The 15,898-nt window shown below is 43.4% G+C and carries 15 protein-coding genes, 2 tRNA genes and 2 pseudogenes; 12 read left to right on the top strand and 7 right to left on the bottom strand.

Going from position 1 to position 15,898, the window contains the following annotated elements; all coding sequences use genetic code 11:
* Positions 1–633 precede the first annotated feature (633 nt).
* From MSWH1_RS18900 to cutA, 5 genes and pseudogenes are all read right to left on the bottom strand, one after another.
* Positions 634–783, bottom strand: coding sequence for a hypothetical protein (locus MSWH1_RS18900; protein ID WP_156148093.1), 150 nt, complete (start codon positions 781–783; stop codon positions 634–636).
* A 97-nt stretch (positions 784–880) separates the two neighbouring features.
* Positions 881–1,083 (bottom strand): annotated as a pseudogene (locus tag MSWH1_RS20755) (IS1634 family transposase); the annotation flags it as partial.
* A 64-nt stretch (positions 1,084–1,147) separates the two neighbouring features.
* Positions 1,148–1,401 (bottom strand): annotated as a pseudogene (locus MSWH1_RS20750) (DUF4277 domain-containing protein); the annotation flags it as partial.
* A 268-nt stretch (positions 1,402–1,669) separates the two neighbouring features.
* Positions 1,670–1,752 (bottom strand) — tRNA-Leu (locus MSWH1_RS06720).
* Between the two features lie 213 nt (positions 1,753–1,965).
* Positions 1,966–2,283: a divalent-cation tolerance protein CutA gene (cutA, locus tag MSWH1_RS06715; protein ID WP_048127180.1), complete on the bottom strand. Its 318-nt coding sequence runs from the start codon at positions 2,281–2,283 to the stop codon at positions 1,966–1,968.
* Positions 2,284–3,109: 826 nt separating this feature from the next.
* On the opposite strand from cutA, the gene MSWH1_RS06705 reads away from it, so the two are divergent.
* From MSWH1_RS06705 to MSWH1_RS06690, 3 genes are all read left to right on the top strand, one after another.
* Positions 3,110–4,930, top strand: coding sequence for a site-2 protease family protein (locus tag MSWH1_RS06705; RefSeq protein WP_048127177.1), 1,821 nt, complete (start codon positions 3,110–3,112; stop codon positions 4,928–4,930).
* Between the two features lie 787 nt (positions 4,931–5,717).
* On the top strand, positions 5,718–6,722 hold the full coding sequence (locus tag MSWH1_RS06695) for a TrkA family potassium uptake protein (RefSeq protein ID WP_231591915.1): 1,005 nt from the start codon (positions 5,718–5,720) through the stop codon (positions 6,720–6,722).
* 25 nt (positions 6,723–6,747) lie between these two features.
* On the top strand, positions 6,748–7,425 hold the full coding sequence (locus tag MSWH1_RS06690; RefSeq protein WP_048127173.1) for a TrkA family potassium uptake protein: 678 nt from the start codon (positions 6,748–6,750) through the stop codon (positions 7,423–7,425).
* Between the two features lie 63 nt (positions 7,426–7,488).
* On the opposite strand, the gene MSWH1_RS06685 is transcribed toward MSWH1_RS06690, so the two are convergent.
* Positions 7,489–8,343, bottom strand: coding sequence for a response regulator (locus MSWH1_RS06685; RefSeq protein WP_231591912.1), 855 nt, complete (start codon positions 8,341–8,343; stop codon positions 7,489–7,491).
* A 774-nt stretch (positions 8,344–9,117) separates the two neighbouring features.
* On the opposite strand from MSWH1_RS06685, the gene MSWH1_RS06680 reads away from it, so the two are divergent.
* The 8 genes from MSWH1_RS06680 to MSWH1_RS06645 all read left to right on the top strand — a co-directional run bounded on the left by MSWH1_RS06680 (position 9,118) and on the right by MSWH1_RS06645 (position 14,291).
* Positions 9,118–9,211 (top strand) — tRNA-Arg (locus MSWH1_RS06680).
* Positions 9,212–9,897: 686 nt separating this feature from the next.
* Positions 9,898–11,307: a F0F1 ATP synthase subunit beta gene (gene atpD, locus MSWH1_RS06675; RefSeq protein WP_048130278.1), complete on the top strand. Its 1,410-nt coding sequence runs from the start codon at positions 9,898–9,900 to the stop codon at positions 11,305–11,307.
* A complete protein-coding gene (locus tag MSWH1_RS06670) occupies positions 11,304–11,708 on the top strand; it encodes a F0F1 ATP synthase subunit epsilon (protein ID WP_082088052.1) in 405 nt (134 codons plus the stop codon). The genes atpD and MSWH1_RS06670 overlap by 4 nt, the downstream gene beginning before the upstream one ends.
* Positions 11,701–12,039, top strand: a complete 339-nt coding sequence (locus MSWH1_RS06665; RefSeq protein WP_048127166.1) for an AtpZ/AtpI family protein — start codon at positions 11,701–11,703, stop codon at positions 12,037–12,039. Before MSWH1_RS06670 ends, MSWH1_RS06665 begins: the two co-directional genes overlap by 8 nt.
* Positions 12,032–12,346 carry an ATP synthase subunit I gene (locus tag MSWH1_RS06660; protein ID WP_048127160.1) on the top strand — a complete coding sequence of 105 codons (315 nt, stop codon included), beginning with the start codon at positions 12,032–12,034 and terminating at the stop codon, positions 12,344–12,346. Before MSWH1_RS06665 ends, MSWH1_RS06660 begins: the two co-directional genes overlap by 8 nt.
* Positions 12,336–13,022, top strand: coding sequence for a F0F1 ATP synthase subunit A (locus MSWH1_RS06655; RefSeq protein ID WP_048127158.1), 687 nt, complete (start codon positions 12,336–12,338; stop codon positions 13,020–13,022). Before MSWH1_RS06660 ends, MSWH1_RS06655 begins: the two co-directional genes overlap by 11 nt.
* A 40-nt stretch (positions 13,023–13,062) precedes the next feature.
* Complete coding sequence (locus MSWH1_RS06650; RefSeq protein ID WP_197074038.1) at positions 13,063–13,338, top strand: F0F1 ATP synthase subunit C; 276 nt, start codon at positions 13,063–13,065, stop codon at positions 13,336–13,338.
* A 20-nt stretch (positions 13,339–13,358) separates the two neighbouring features.
* On the top strand, positions 13,359–14,291 hold the full coding sequence (locus MSWH1_RS06645) for an ATP synthase subunit B (RefSeq protein ID WP_048127157.1): 933 nt from the start codon (positions 13,359–13,361) through the stop codon (positions 14,289–14,291).
* Here the strand turns inward: MSWH1_RS06645 and MSWH1_RS19935 are convergent.
* A complete protein-coding gene (locus tag MSWH1_RS19935) occupies positions 14,283–14,432 on the bottom strand; it encodes a hypothetical protein (RefSeq protein ID WP_231585759.1) in 150 nt (49 codons plus the stop codon). The two genes, MSWH1_RS06645 and MSWH1_RS19935, sit on opposite strands and share 9 nt — an antisense overlap.
* Between MSWH1_RS19935 and MSWH1_RS06640 the strand changes: the two genes are divergently transcribed.
* Entirely contained in the window at positions 14,362–15,894 is a 1,533-nt protein-coding gene (locus tag MSWH1_RS06640; protein ID WP_231591958.1) for an alternate F1F0 ATPase, F1 subunit alpha, read from the top strand. The genes MSWH1_RS19935 and MSWH1_RS06640 overlap by 71 nt on opposite strands.
* The last annotated feature ends 4 nt before the right edge of the window (positions 15,895–15,898 follow it).

Genomic DNA, 15,898 nt, shown 5'->3' with positions numbered 1-15,898 from the left:
TAGATTTCGGAATCAGATTTTAATCTGTCCTGAATTTGCTTCACCTTATAGCTTACGTGTCAATGGGGTTTGTTACGGGATCAGGTCTCAATCTGTCCTGAATTTGCTCCATCTCGCAGTTTACGCTTCAATGAAGTTTGTTACGGGATCGGTTTTCAAGCCGTCCTGAATTTGCTCCATCTGGAAGCTTACGCGTCAATGAAGTAGATTTCGGAACCAGATTTTAATCTGTCCTGAATTCACTCCATTTTAAGCTCGTACGTCAATGAAGTTCATTGCGGGATCAGGTTTTATTCTGTCCTGAATTTGCTTCATTTTAAGCTTATGCGTCAATGAAGTATATTACGGGATCAGCTTTCAGACTGTCCTTAACTTGCTCCATCTCGCAGTTTACGCCATAAATGAAGTATATTACGGGATCGGTTTTCAAGCCGTCCTGAATTTGCTCCACCTTATAGCTACGCGTCAATGAAGTATATTACGGGATCAGCTTTCAGACTGTCCTGAATTTGCTTCATTTTACAGCTTAGTTCCTTGTGAACAATACATACTATGTAAGTAATAGTATAAAATACTGTCGGTTATATTACTTCCAGTAATATAATGAGTTAGTTTTTTGCAAATTCTGCCTTGTTACAGGTCTTCGTCCTGAGCGCCAAAAGTTACTGCTGCCAGCAGGTCTTTCAACGAAGTATTCCTCTTGAGTTCCAGAGGCCAACTGTCGGTCTTCATGGCCTTTGCAACCCCCACGGCATCCACAATTACAAAATGCGTCTTAGCCAAAACAGCCGATTCGATCACCTATTTAAGGTCATCAAAGCCCAGGGTCCATGTATCCCGCCCCTTCATCTGCTCAAAATAACTCCGGTTCTTAACATCCTACCGAATAAACCATCAAAGTTAAGACCATTACCAGTGATAGAGTTTCAATTCTTTGAGGTTTTTTTAAATAAACTTCTGAAACCCTGAAACTTTTGTCCTTTATGAACCTGAACCCTTTTTCTACCTTGCTCTGGTTCTTGTAGTGATTCAGCATCTTTTCGCATCAAGATTTAGGTCATTGCTCGCAATTATAAACCTTCTTTGATACTCTTTTTCATTCAGTGCAATTTCTTCGTTCCTGACTGCTGTTGCATTTACAACATGTAAGGTCAGATGCACTTATTCCAGAACCAAGTAGTCTTTCAACAGGAAGAGTTTCAAAGTATTGAGAGTACATATAAAGGCGACTGCCTGTGAAGCCAAGACAGTTGAGAATCATTGCCTTTACTACAATAGAATGAGCTAACTTGTGCTGCCCAGTTTGGGCAGCACTTCATCAATCACTTTTCCAATTTCAAGTTCATCATAAATGCCAGGAACAATTCCGTGATGATCAAGAGAACGTGTTGTAAAAAACATAATGAAAGCCAGAGCAAGATACGACATTTTCGATATTTATATATTAGCGAGAAAAAGGAATGAATTTGTAAGACATCTGCGGAAAGTCGGAGGTATGATTAGAATGCAAGAAATCCTGTGAAAATAGACCCCAAACCCATTACCTTTGATCTGGCTTCTTGCCGCAACTCAAAAGAAATGTAAATAGAATCAGAGAAATTAAGCTAAAATGAGAACTGTAAATGAAAATAGAGCTTAAACGAAAAAAGAATTGATAAAAAGTGGGCAGTGCGGGAGAAGGGATTCGAACCCCTGAACGTCTGCACGAACAGATCTTGAGTCTGCCACCGTTGACCGCTTGGTTACTCCCGCATTTATTGAAATCCAATATGGTAAAGATAGAACTAGCATATAAAGCTAATCCTGTAAGCAAGCTAATTCTTCCCTTTTTAGAATTCAGGAGATGGTTACCAATATTTTTATTCTCTTTTTTGGCTTAATTTTCTCTATTTTGGCTTCAGAATCTCCGGCTTCAAAGTTAGGGTTTTATGAGATCTTCGGATTTATATGGGATTTCATGTATCTTCAGGCACCCTTTTCTGAGCTGTTTACACGAATCCAGTCAAGGTAGTCCTCTTCCCCTTCGATTCCCCAGAATTCTATTGCAGGCAGTTCGTATGTGTGTAATAATTTCACGACTTTTGTTATCTCCTCAAGACGAGAAGAATCGGTTTTTACAAACATGGCAACTTCATTGTCCTCTTCGACCTTTTCGTTCCACCTGTAGATTGAAGAAACCGGAAACATATTCACGCAGGCTGCAAGCCTTCTTGAAACCAGCTCTCTTGCGATTTCTGACGCATTCTTCATATCTCCGGCAGTAATGTATACGATCCCAAGCATGTAACATGCACCTCATACAAAGTTATTATAACCACAAATATACTGGGTATATACTGGATATTATTATTCGTGTAATTATTATCTTGCCTTTGAACATAAAATATGACTTTAAAATAGCCTTTAAAATAGCCTTTAAAATAGCCTTTAAAATAGCCTTTAAAATGGCTTTTCAGACGAACCGAAAGCTGTAATTCCATATATATTTTTATATAATTATTGGGTATTATTTTGTACCTTTTTAGAGACAGGCATTTTCAAAAAAGATGTAATTAAGAAACCGGATCACATGCTATGTAAAGACGAACTAAAACGTTTTTATAATAAGATAAACAACCGGGTTTAACAGAATTAATTAATTAAATGTATGCCTACTCTCCCCTGATTACTGTTTAAAACAATAGCTTGATATTTGTAAACTTCTCTCAAAGGTTGCTAGCGCTAACTTCTTTATTGAAGGCATGTTCTATATACAGTTATAAAAGGTCAACAGTTAATCCATCGACAGTTAATCCATCGACAGTTAATCCATCGACAGTTAATCCATCGACAGTTAATCCATCGACAGTTAATCCATCGACAGTTAATCTATCAACAGTTAATCCATCGACAGTTAATCCATCGACAGTTAATCCATCGACAGTTAATCCATCGACAGTTAATCCATCGACAGTTAATCTATCAACAGTTAATCCATCGACAGTTAATCCATCGACAGTTAATCTATCAACAGTTAATCCATCGACAGTTAATCATCAATATTTAAGCAATTAACATTCACAATCTGAAGCTTATAATTGGTTCAGCTTAATTATTTCGGAGAATTTCCTTGAGTGGCACAAGCATTGCACTGGGTATTTTTTTAATGTACTGGTTCCTTATCTCCTTTCTTGATAGAAAGGGTATTCTGGAAAAGTATAACATAAGCACTTTCGGGCCTCTTCCTATCCTCATGATCAGGACAACAAAGGGTCTTAAACTACTGGACATTCTTGCCCGCCCGAAACGTTACTGGAGAGTTTTCGCAAACATTGGAATCCTGATGATGTTTGCAGGCATGGCTGCCATGTTCCTGGTCATTGCAATTTCGGACCTTGCACTCTATACATCTTTCCTGAACGACACAGTGCCAGCGCCGGGAAAGTACAATGCTCCCAGGAATATCCTCTTGATCCCCGGAGTAAACGAGTTTATTCCTTTTACCTGGGGGGTGATTGCCCTCTTAGTTACTCTTGTAGTGCACGAGTTTTCCCATGCGATTCTGTGCAGGGTTGAAGGCATCAGAGTCAAATCCATGGGAATCCTGTTAGCCCTTGTCCCGATAGGGGGCTTTGCGGAACCTGATGATGAACAGCTCTTCGGTAAAAAAGAGGAAGTAAACAAAGAGCTTCCGCTAACGGCGTCGATTGAGGAAATCGAAGAGTGGGAGCAGAAAGAAAAAGAAGAAAAAAAGCTAAAAGAGAAGCAAAACAGAGAAACGGATCTCCCCGGACCCGAAGAAACAAAGCCTGAACCAGCAGTAACTGCCACAAGAACCCAGAGAGCCCGTATCCTTGCTGCCGGGGTTATGGCTAATTTCTGCGTTGCTTTTGTTGCTTTACTGCTCTTTTTCGGGCCCGTGCTGGGGGCGATTGCCCCTCTCAGTGATGCAATGATCATAGGCATAAATGAAAGTTCTCCAGCTCAGCTTGCAGGGCTTAAGGAAGACATGGTAATCACACAGGTTGACAACACAACCGTCACCACAGGCATGGATCTTCTCTCCTATCTTGATACGGTTGAACCTGGAGACTCTTTGCGCATTCATGCCTCAAAAGACAGCGTCGTTTCAGTCTATGAATTAAAAGTTCCTTCTTCTCCAGAGGAATGTTTCAGTGGAGTGCCTGTAGGAGGGATTGTAGAAGGAAGTCCTGCAGAGGCTGCAGGAATCAAAACCGGAATGATAATGCTCCGGATTAACGACACAAGAATGCGAAGCATTGCAAGTTTCATTGATGTCATGGAAAAGACAAAAGCAAACCAGACTATAGAGGTAGAGATGCTGCCCTCTGCAAATTATACGGGTGCACTTACCGAAAACGGGACTGCTATTTTTGATGTCAAACTGGCTCTTAATCCCTCAAATGGTGAAAGTGGCTTCCTTGGAGTGATATACGGGAATAACGGAGTCCTGGAGTGCCAGATGCTCGGAATTTCCATCTGGATGCCCCAGGCAAAATTCTATCTTGAAGCGCTAAAGCAGATCCCTTCCCTGCTTGATGAACCAGTAGGCTGGATAATCCTTTTCGGGCTTCCTATATACGGATTTGCAGGTGAGGGATTCCGCGGCTTTTCAGGCACAATCACTCAGTTTTACCATCCGATTGGCTGGGCCGAGCCCCTCGGTGTCGGAATATTCTGGATTGCAAACTCCCTGCTCTGGATCGGCTGGCTGAACTTTTACGTGGGCCTTTTCAACTGCCTACCTGCAGTGCCTCTTGATGGTGGGCATGTGTTTAAGGACTACAGCTACTCGCTCATATACCGGTTTACACGAAACGAGGCAATTTCGGAAAGGATCTCAAATTCGATTGCAGCAAGTCTATCGATGTTGATCCTATTCTCATTCCTCTTCATGATCTTCGGGCCTTTCATAGGGCAGTGGATATGAACAGCTAAAACTGAGAACAGAATCGAGATTAATTCCATTAATTCGGAAATTTGCTGGAAAGCCGGGAAGTTAAAATCTCTTCCCGTTTTTTTGAATTTATTTAATTCTGGTGGTCCCCGATTAATCAGTTATTATTATTCAGAATATCCAGAGATTGGATCTTTTGTTTTTCTCTCCCTGCACGGCAAAAGATTTTGCCCACATGTCACCCAGATAAAAAACGTCCGACAAAACAACACCGCAATTAAGATAAAAAATACCTTGAGAAATACCCCAGGGCTGAAAGAATACTTTCTCTGACACCGGAAACCACTTTTTAATTATGAGGTAAACACAAGCATCTCTGACAGTTTGTCTGGAAGCCTTCCAAAAAAAGGTAGAAAACAAGTCTTTTTTCAAATACTGCTTTTACTATTGCCTTCATCTCTTTTTTTACTTTGAAAAACCGCTCTCCTGTGTCAATTGTGACAAAAACGACTCTATATAGTGAATAAGGTTGTACGAGTTGAATACCTGTAATTTATCCCGCTTAAGCAAAGTTCGATATCAACGTCCGTAAATAAGTCCTCTTGAGCGAAGTTCAGTACCAGCATCAATAAATAAGTCCTCTTGAGCGCAGCAAAAAGGACCTCGAACTGCAGAGTCGCAACTCTGCCGAAGCGAGATTCTATGAACCTTTAGAGATGTATTAATATGGATAAAGTATTTTAACCAGGCCAAGCAGAAGAACCAGGGTAGGGCACTAAAAATGTTTTCTTCACATCGAAAAAAGATCAGTCACAGATCAATGTTTCGAAAAATCATGCGCAAAAGGCCTAATACGGTATATAAACTTGCAGCTTTGCTCCTGCTTACCATCTATATTCTGCTTTTCAAATATCTTATGATTCTTGAGAACCAGCCAGAAAATGCAAATGCTGTCACAGCTATCTACTGGGCTACAACTACCATTGCAACGGTAGGATATGGCGATGTGGTCTTCACCTCACTTCCGGGAAGAATCTTTTCCATAGTCGTGCAGGTAATGGGAATTATTCTGATATCGGGTTTTCTTGCAACTTATGTAATCGCTCCCTGGATGGACAGGGTGATCAAGTTCAGGCTGCCCAGGAAAGCACCCTCCAGCATGAAAGAACATATCATTATCGGTGGGTACAACCAGCTGGTGGAAACCCTGATTGATGAACTGGCAGAGCAGGAAATAACGTTTATAATAGTTGAGGATGAGGAAGAAATAATCAAAGAACTTGTTTACAGGGACATCCCCTGCATTTTCGGGGCTCCAAGTGATAGGCAGACACTTACGAATGCAGGTATTGAAAAAGCCCGGATCCTTATTGCCAACAAGTCCGATGAGAAAAACGCAAATATCGTACTTACTGCCAGAGAATTTAAGCACCTCAATATTATTGCCATCGTTGAGGATAAATCCAATTCAAAATACCTGAAATATGCAGGTGCTGATACCGTTGTTTCTCCGAAATCGATATTCGGGCAGTTTATCGGAAGAAAAGCAATGGACAGGCTTGTAAGCAGGGTGACAGGGACAACTGAAATTTTCAAAGGAATGCACGTTACGGAATTTCCTATCTACCTAAAGAGCCCGCTTATAGGCAAGACCCTTAAAGAAGTCTCCAGCCAGCGGCTGACTGATGCAAAAATTGTTGGAATCTGGAAAAGCGGGGCTCTCTCTTTTAACCTTAAAGAGGATGACATCATCCGGGGCAACTCTGTCCTGCTGGCTGTGGGAACGCCGGAGGAGCTCTCAAAACTGAAGAAACTTACACATTGACGACCAAAAACTCGAGGGATTGATAATGGAATCAAAAGGGCATCTGGTGGTACTCGGGTATGGAGACGTTGGAAAAAGCATTGTGAGTGAACTCTCTGGAGGACTGTTCCGTTTTGTAGTTGTGGATTCCAATGAGAAAGTTTTTGAGAATGTAGAATTCGAACATCTTGTGGGCAACGGGGCAGATGAAGATGTCCTGATTGCAGCTGGAGTAAAGACTGCATCTTTTGTGTTTGTAGCCCTGAATGATGATACCAATGTTATTTTCGCAACCCTTATTTCCAGAGGACTGAACCCTGAAGCTACCATTGTGGCAAGAGCAAACTCTGTAAAATCTATTGATAAGATATATAAGGCAGGGGCGGACTATGTTGGGTCTCTTTCTATAGTTGCAGGACAGATGCTGGCCAAAATGAGCGCAAATTGTATTGGAAAAATCTGCAGGATCGATGAAGATATAATGCTTTATGAGGGCATAGAAATCGAAAAGTACCATATTGATAAAGGCTCTTTTTTTGACAGAAAATCAATAGAAGAGCTGGATCTCGAAAAAAAAATCGGATGCACTGTAATAGGCATTGAGCGTGAAGGCCTTGTTACTACTTATATTAACAAACAGACTGTACTCCGGGTAGGAGACATAATTGCAGTTGTGGGAAGCAGCAAGCAGATCTCAGAGTTTAAGGAGAAATATCTTGACTAATGTACCAATAAATGACTGAGTGAACTGGGGTGAAATTGGGCTGAAAGGAACTTATAGAAAATATTATGCTGCTTTTATGATGAATTCACAGCAGTCATTCCTGTTTCCTATGGTTTTTCGAGCCTCGAGACTGCAGGTCGGATCTACTTTCAAAGTTATGTTTGAAAAAATTTTTCTGGTCAGTGTGCAGAGGATGGGGTTTTTGCGAGCTTCTTCTCCTTTCCAGGGACATTTTGTTCCCCTGACTACCCAGAATTTTTCATTTTCACCCATAGTCGAGGAAAAGGTCCCACCAATCTGGTTCATTATCTCGGCACAGACATTCCCTGCGTAAGCCAGATCCATTTCCCTGTCCTCAAAATGGTACAGATCAAAAAGTGTCTTTTCGACCATGCCTGTCATCTGATTTATTACAACCTTTTTTTCCTCATTGGAGACAGACTGGAGAAGAATCGGAATTATAGAGGTAAGGATACTCTGTACCCTGTTCTTTACTTCAAGACTGTCACGGTCGGAAACCAATCTGTCGTGAAGGTACTTGACTCTGAGCAGAGATTTCACTCTGGTCTTGAGTTCAGGTCTGTTTATGGGTTTTGTCAAAAAATCATCAGCTCCGATATCAATCCCTTTTATCCGGTCTTCAAGTTCAGAAAGGGAAGTAAGCATCAGGACAGGAATGAACTGGGTTTCGGGATCTTCTTTGAGAATTTTGCAGACTTCATAGCCATTGATTTCAGGCATCATAACATCCAAAAGGATAATATCCGGTTTTTCTTCTTTAACTCTCTGGAGTGCTTCATATCCACCATAGGCAGAGATAACCTCATAAGGTTCAACTGCAAGGTAAGCTCCCATCAGTTCTACATTTTCCATCATGTCGTCTACAATCAGGACTTTTGGTTTGTTTATCTCATTCAACAAGGTTTCCTCCCTTAGATTCATGAATCTTGATCCCTTTAGATGTTATTTCAAAAATCAACATATCAGGAGAAATATAGGTACTGCGCATCTTGGATATGCATAGTAGCACTCCATTTTTCCAAGGTAGGTGTTTTCTTTTACCAGAAGGCGAATAGAACCGTAGAGAAACCATCTCCATTTTTGTAGTCCTTCGTCCTTTTGTGTACTTTGCCCTGTTTCCTTTCCTCGCTATCATAAGGCATTGAATTAGTTGTACAATGTATTGTAAATTATAGAAAAATATAAAAATAATCTTAACAGTTTTCTAACTTAAGACATATCTTCACTATTCTTTTAAAGCTTGAAATAAAATGATTATCTATTATATTTTAGTAATTCAGATAAATTTTAGTAATTCAGATAAATTTTAGTAATTCAGATAAATTTTAGTAATTCAGATTACGGCGTTTATGATTTCTACATTCAAATACTGATAATAATATGATGCCGAAAATTACTTCTACATATTAAAAGAACCTTTGCAATATAATATTTATGTATGCGGCATATTTCCTTTTTGTATAGGGAATAATTTAATTAATTTCGACCTGGCTTAGAGCCATAAATTTCCTATTTTTCATCCAATCTGCTATCTTTTATTTATCCTGTTAGACTTGATAAATATTTTCATTAAAGAAATAATTTTGAACTTGCTCTCCTTTTCTGTCCTGTTTTCTTAATTTTGAGAGAAACCTTTAATATGGATAGTTACTATCACTTCTCCTGCACCGTGGGCTCGTAGGGTAGCCAGGATATCCTAATGGGCTTCGAAGTAAAATTATTACGAAGATACCCATTGACTCGTGTTCGAATCGCGGCGGGCCCGTTCATTTATCTTTTATCCGATCCTTTTTTTTAAAAAAAGTTGTCTTTGACACTTTTTAATGATGGAAAAAGCTGTAGAAATGGGAACAGAAGAGGTTTATATTCACGCCCAAACCCATGTAGTAAGCTTTTATGAACAGTTTGGATTTATTGCCTACAAGGATACTTTTCTTGAGCTAACATAGAGCCTAACATAGAGCATATCTCAATGGTAAAAAAGATCTGAGGTATGGGATTTTTTTACCTTAATGTTTCTCCCCACTTTAAGGGCCGAGTAAAATTTTCATTATTTATCACGTCCTTAAAAGGATAAAAATTATACTTTGCTGTAAGCTGTGAAATGAAAAATATGGTAAAGTCAAGTTAATATAATTAAATGATACATTCCTTTATGGGGAAGAGTAAACAAAACAGTAAACAATTCTTTAGAAAAATGATGTTATAAGAAAAGTAATGCTATAAGGCAGTATAGTAGTTCCTTTACCAGAAGTATTATTTAAAAAACAATTTCATTCTGTTTTCTCTTCAGCGTTTCCCGCTTATTGTAGTTTTTGTGGAACTAAATTGAATGTCAATTCCCATCATATCCGTTCAGATTTCACGAGTTACACCCTGTATAAAAAGAAGTGGACACTTCCAAAAATGAAAGGATGCGAAACAATCATGAGGGGAGCTGTTAAAGGTCATATGGAAAATAAAAACAATTCCTCGAACCTCGGCTCAGTCGTCTCGGTACGGGGCAGTATCGTGGATATAAAATTTGAGAAGTATTTGCCTCCCATATATTCATTGCTACGTACGGGAAAAGATGAAGAAATTGTCATTGAGGTTTTAACCCAACTGGATTCATATCACGTCCGTGGGATTGCACTGACCCCTACCGAAGGGCTTGCCCGGGGCACAACTGTGGTAGATACGGGTGGGCCATTGAAGGCACCTGTAGGGAAGGAAATTCTTTCCCGGATGTTCGATGTATTTGGAAATGCCATCGATCACAAGGCGCCCCCGTCAAACGTCCAGTGGCGCACAATCCATCAACCTCCACCACCATTGATACGTCGGTCAACCAAATCGGAAATCTTCGAGACCGGTATCAAGGCTATAGATGTGCTGGTACCCCTTGAACGCGGAGGCAAATCAGGCCTATTCGGAGGAGCGGGTGTTGGCAAAACAGTGTTGCTAACCGAGATGATTCACAATGTGGTCAAGCAACACCAGGGAGTGAGTATATTTTGTGGAATAGGGGAGCGTTGTCGTGAAGGGGAAGAACTTTATCGTGACATGAAAGAAGCAGGTGTGCTCCCGAATACGGTCATGGTGTTCGGCCAGATGAACGAGCCCCCTGGCGCTCGTTTTCGAGTGGGTCATGTAGCACTTACAATGGCAGAGTATTTCCGGGATGATGAGCACCGCGATGTGCTGCTGCTTATCGATAACATTTTCCGGTTCATCCAGGCTGGTTCGGAAGTATCCGGCTTGATGGGGCAGATGCCATCGCGCCTCGGCTATCAACCGACAATGGGCACCGAGTTATCGGAGCTCGAAGAGCGTATATCCAATACCGATGCAGGAGCCATCATGTCAATTCAGGCGGTGTATGTACCGGCTGATGATTTCACGGACCCTTCAGCTGTGCATACATTTTCACACCTTTCGGCATCGATTGTTCTCTCGCGCAAAAGGGCAAGTGAGGGACTTTATCCGGCTATTGACCCCTTGCAGTCAAATTCAAAAATATCCACTCCCGGCATCATTGGCGAAAGGCATTATCGTCTAGCCCAGGAAATCCAGCATACACTCGCTCAATATGCAGAACTCAAAGATATAATATCTATGCTTGGCCTGGAACAACTTTCGCAGGAGGATAGGAACGTTGTCGTTCGCGCTCGCCGTCTGGAGCGTTTCCTCACTCAGCCATTTTTCACCACAGAACAGTTTACCGGTTTTAAAGGTAAATTCGTCGCTCTCTCAGACGCACTCGACGGTTGCGAACGTATCCTGCAAGACGAATTCAAAGACTACCCGGAAAGCGATCTCTACATGATCGGAACAATTGATGAAGCAATAGCCAGAAAATCAAGCAGGGATCAATTATGAGTTCAACAAATATGAATCTCAAGATTCTTCTGCCTTTCCAGATTTTTGCCGAAAAGAAAAGTGTATCACGTATAGTTGCAGAGACCCGCGAGGGTTCGTTTGGACTTTTGCCACACCGGCTCGATTGTGTTGCAGCTCTGGAACCCGGGATTTTTATTTATGAAACCGAAGCAGAAGGCGAGGTTTATGTGGCTGTCGATGAAGGCGTACTGATCAAGGCTGGTCAGGATGTGCTGGTCTCAGTGCACAGCGCCATTGCCGGGACAGACCTTCGACAGTTACGAGAGGCGGTGGAAAGAGAATTCTTGACCCTGGACGAGAGCGAGCAAAAAATGCGTTTAGTGATGACAAAATTGGAAATCGGGCTTATACGTCGCTTAGCGGAGTTTCGGAATGACTGACAGATCGACAGAGAAAAACTCAAAGGACGAACCCTCCCTGGCCCACCAGGTTGGGACAAAAGCTGAACGCAAACTCAAAGCGCAACGGGATGTGAACCGGACTGTCTGGCTTGGTTTAGGCATGATGGGGCTTATCGGCTGGTCTGTGGCAATTCCAACGCTGCTTGGTGCGGTACTTGGTCTCTGGCTGGACAGGCAATATCCAGTGAGCTTTTCCTGGACTCTTACAATGCTGATTATCGGCCTGTTTATCGGCTGTTTGAATGCATGGCATTGGGTAGCCAGGGAGCATAAGGAAATACAGGAGGAACAGGAGGATAACAATGAATGAAGTTTTGAATCTGATCCTGGCGCTGGTAGCTGGCTTTTTGCTCGGAGCTTTTTTCTTCGGCGGCCTCTGGTGGACGGTTCAGAAAGGGCTTTCGTCTAAGCAACCAGCGCTTTTGTTTTTCGGCAGCCTGCTGCTGCGGACTGGCACTTCTGTGGCTGGATTTTATTTTGCTTCGGGAGGCCATTGGGAGAGGCTGCTCATGTGCTTACTTGGATTTTTCATTATACGCCGTATCGTTCTCAGACTAACCAGGCTCCCGAAGGAAGACCCGAATCAACTGACAAAGGAGGCAAGTCATGCGACTTAGTCCTGATGAGCTGGTTTTCTGGCAGTACGGTTTTATCAAGCTCAACGCTACGATTGTGTACACCTGGGGGTTAATGCTGGTAATGGTAGTCGGTTCAAAAATCGTTACAAGCAAACTTTCCACTGATCTAAAACGTTCCCGTTGGCAGAATATTCTGGAAATCGTTGTCATGGGCATTTTAAAACAAATTGAAGATGTTGGCCTGAATCGACCGCAGAAGTACCTGGGCTTTCTGGGCACGCTCTTTCTGTTCATCGCCATATCCAACCTCTCTATCATCTTTCCGGGTTATGAGCCCCCAACCGGCTCTCTCTCAACCACGGCTGCGCTCGCGTTATGTGTATTTGTGGCCGTGCCAATTTTCGGCATAGAAGAGCAGGGGCTTGGGAGCTATCTCAAGTCGTACACGGAGCCGACGATCATCATGCTGCCGTTTAATATTATCAGTGAAGTATCCCGCACGCTGGCTCTGGCAATCCGGCTGTTCGGGAACATTATGAGCGGGTCTATGATTGTCGGCATACTGCTGACAATAACGCCATTCATCTTTCCGATAATTATGACCGCTCTCGGCCTGCTAATTGGCATGGTGCAGGCCTACATCTTCAGTATTCTGGCTACAGTTTACATTACTGCCGCCACGAGAACCGGCAAGTCCAGAAGTGAAACCGGATAATAAGAATTGAAACAACAACTCTAACAAAGAAGGAAACACTATGGCTCTGGATATTTATACGACTACAATCGCGGTGGCATCAATTGCCACCTCTGGCATCACTATAGGCATTGGAGTTATCGGGCCCGCAATTGGGGAAGGGAGGGCTGTTGCAACGGCGCTGAGTTCGTTAGCACAGCAACCCGACGCTTCCGCGACCATTACCCGGACCCTGTTCGTGGGCCTGGCTATGATCGAGTCCCTGTCTATCTATTGTTTTGTGGTTTCGATGATTCTGATCTTCGCCAACCCGTTCTGGAGTAAGGCAATTGCCTGAGCTGCAGAGGTAAATAACCTATGTTGATCGATTGGTTTACAGTCATTGCGCAGGTACTCAACTTCCTAATACTGGTTTGGTTGCTGAAGCGCTTCCTTTACAAACCTATTCTCAATGCCATCGATGCGCGTGAGAAGAAGGTAGCAGATGAACTTGCAGATGCCGATGCTAAAGAGGCAGAAGCGCAAAAAGAGAAAGAAGAGTTCAGGCGTAAGAACGAGGAGTTTGACCAGCAACATACTGCGCTCTTGAGCAGGGCAAAAAATGAAGCGAAAGCCGAACGTCAGCGGCTTCTCGAAGAAGCCCGGCAGGAAGCCTCCGATTTAAGATCAAAACAGCAGGAAACGTTACGAAATGACAAACAGAATTTAAATCAGGCAATCAGCCACCGGGCTCAACAGGAAGTCTTTGCCATTGCCCGAAAAGCGCTGCAGGATCTGGCTGGAACGAGTCTGGAAGAGCGCACAGTTGATGCGTTTGCTCAAAGGCTGCTCGAACTGGAAGGTGCAGAGAAGGAACAGGTGACCTCTGCGCTTGGTGTGTCTTCAAGCCCGGTGCTCGTTCGAACTGCCTTCGAGCTTCCACAGGCACAGCGTGACCTGGTCAAAAAGACGATTAAAGAAACGCTTGGAATCGAGATTCAAGCCAGGTTCGAGACAGTGCCAGACCTGGTCAGCGGGATTGAGTTAACCGCAAATGGACAAAAAGTGGCGTGGAGCATCGCGGATTATCTCTCATCGCTGGAAAAAAGCATCGATGAGCTCCTGAAAGAGCAACCCAAAAGTGAAGCCAAAACCGAACCTGAGTTGAAAACCGAACCTGAGTTGAAAACCGAACCTGAGTTGAAAACCGAACCTGACGCCAAAGCCAGATCTGAGTCAACTGATGAATCCGCGACTGAACAGGGATCTGAGAATAAAAAAGAGTTCAATCCCGAACTAAAGTCAAAATAAAGAGCCGATGAACATGGAACCTGAAAGTCTAAAGGATGTTTTTGACAACGCTTTTAATGAAATAAGCCAGGTGCGTGAATCATCCACTCCAACGCTCACTCCGCGGGAGGTGGGCACTATCATGACAGTCTCCACAGACATCGCCACTGTCTCCGGACTTCCCAGTGTGGGTTATGAGGAGCTGGTAAAGTTTCCCGGCGAGGTGTTTGGGATCGCGTTTAACGTGGATGAAAAAGAAATCGGTGTCGTTTTACTGGGCGAATACTCACATCTGCATGCTGGAGATGAAGTCGAACGCACTGGCCGGGTTATGGACATCGTCGTAGGCGAAAGACTGCTCGGGCGTGTTATCGACCCTCTCGGTCGGCCACTCGATGGTAAAGGATCTATAGTCTCCAGCAAGAGCTTGCCTATCGAACGCCCCAGCGCGCACATTATGGATCGGGCTCCAGTCAAAGTGCCTCTCCAGACCGGCATAAAAGTTATCGATGCGTTAATACCAATTGGGCGTGGCCAACGAGAGTTAATTCTGGGAGACCGCCAGACTGGCAAAACTGCAATTGCGATCGATACCATCCTTAACCAGCGCGATTACAATGTCCTGTGCGTTTATTGTGCCATAGGCCAGCGCGCATCGGCAGTTGCCAGGACAATAGCAACCTTGCGAGAAAAGGGTGCAATGGAGTATACCGTTGTAGTCGTGACTGAAGGTAATGATCCATCCGGTCTGACCTATATTGCTCCTTACGCCGCAACCAGCATTGCAGAGAATTTTATGGAATCGGGTCGAGACGTGCTGATTGTTTACGACGATTTAACCAATCATGCGCGTGCCTATCGCGAACTTTCCCTCCTGCTCCGTCGTCCTCCGGGGCGCGAAGCATATCCCGGGGATATCTTTTACATTCACTCACGGTTACTGGAGCGTGCAACCCATCTGCTCAAGGAACTCGGGGGTGGTTCACTTACTGCCCTTCCTATTATCGAAACCGAAGCCCAGAACATTTCCGCCTATATTCCAACTAACCTGATTTCTATCACAGACGGGCAGATCTATCTTTCGCCTTCACTTTTCGAATTGGGAGTTTTGCCTGCAGTTGATGTTGGCAAATCCGTTTCTCGTGTAGGCGGTAAAGCCCAACTTACTGCCTACCGCGGAGTGGCTGGGGACCTGAAGCTCGCCTACTCACAGTTTGAAGAACTCGAAGCATTTACCCGGTTTGGCGCCAAGCTGGACGAAAACACCCACAAGATTATCGAGCATGGAAAGCGAATCCGCTCCATTCTTAAACAGCCGGAATTCTCTCCTGTACCCATGCTTGAACAAATCTTCATTCTGCTTGCGTTGGACGCAAACCTCTTTGACAGTGTACCGCTTGACCGAATGGCAGACGCTGAGCATTCCCTGCGTGAGGCGGTAACGGATATCCCAGCAGAAGTGCGCGAACGGTTCAATGCCGATGTAGAATTGAACGACAAAGACCGGGAAATAATTCTCGAGATCGCACGCAGAACACTGGAACACTTCCAGCCTGAGTCCAAAACTGAAGATAAGTCAAAGCCAGAATCCAAAACCCAGGTCAAAACCAGGCGGGAAAAATAAGGAG

This window comes from Methanosarcina sp. WH1 (assembly GCF_000970005.1).
Lineage (GTDB): Archaea > Halobacteriota > Methanosarcinia > Methanosarcinales > Methanosarcinaceae > Methanosarcina.
Note: the sequence above shows the minus strand (reverse complement) of the source record. Positions and strands in the feature narration are given on the sequence as shown.

What these genes read in the sequence shown, in the direction of transcription:
- MSWH1_RS06695 (WP_231591915.1), top strand. Translation starts at nt 5,718, where the DNA reads ATGTTTCGAAAAATCATGCGCAAAAGGCCTAATACGGTATATAAACTT.
- MSWH1_RS06665 (WP_048127166.1), top strand. Translation starts at nt 11,701, where the DNA reads ATGACTGACAGATCGACAGAGAAAAACTCAAAGGACGAACCCTCCCTG.
- MSWH1_RS06690 (WP_048127173.1), top strand. Translation starts at nt 6,748, where the DNA reads ATGGAATCAAAAGGGCATCTGGTGGTACTCGGGTATGGAGACGTTGGA.
- MSWH1_RS06670 (WP_082088052.1), top strand. Translation starts at nt 11,304, where the DNA reads ATGAGTTCAACAAATATGAATCTCAAGATTCTTCTGCCTTTCCAGATT.
- atpD (WP_048130278.1), top strand. Translation starts at nt 9,898, where the DNA reads ATGGAAAATAAAAACAATTCCTCGAACCTCGGCTCAGTCGTCTCGGTA.
- MSWH1_RS06650 (WP_197074038.1), top strand. Translation starts at nt 13,063, where the DNA reads ATGGCTCTGGATATTTATACGACTACAATCGCGGTGGCATCAATTGCC.
- MSWH1_RS06655 (WP_048127158.1), top strand. Translation starts at nt 12,336, where the DNA reads ATGCGACTTAGTCCTGATGAGCTGGTTTTCTGGCAGTACGGTTTTATC.
- cutA (WP_048127180.1), bottom strand. Translation starts at nt 2,283, where the DNA reads ATGCTTGGGATCGTATACATTACTGCCGGAGATATGAAGAATGCGTCA.
- MSWH1_RS06645 (WP_048127157.1), top strand. Translation starts at nt 13,359, where the DNA reads ATGTTGATCGATTGGTTTACAGTCATTGCGCAGGTACTCAACTTCCTA.
- MSWH1_RS06660 (WP_048127160.1), top strand. Translation starts at nt 12,032, where the DNA reads ATGAATGAAGTTTTGAATCTGATCCTGGCGCTGGTAGCTGGCTTTTTG.
- MSWH1_RS19935 (WP_231585759.1), bottom strand. Translation starts at nt 14,432, where the DNA reads ATGTCTGTGGAGACTGTCATGATAGTGCCCACCTCCCGCGGAGTGAGC.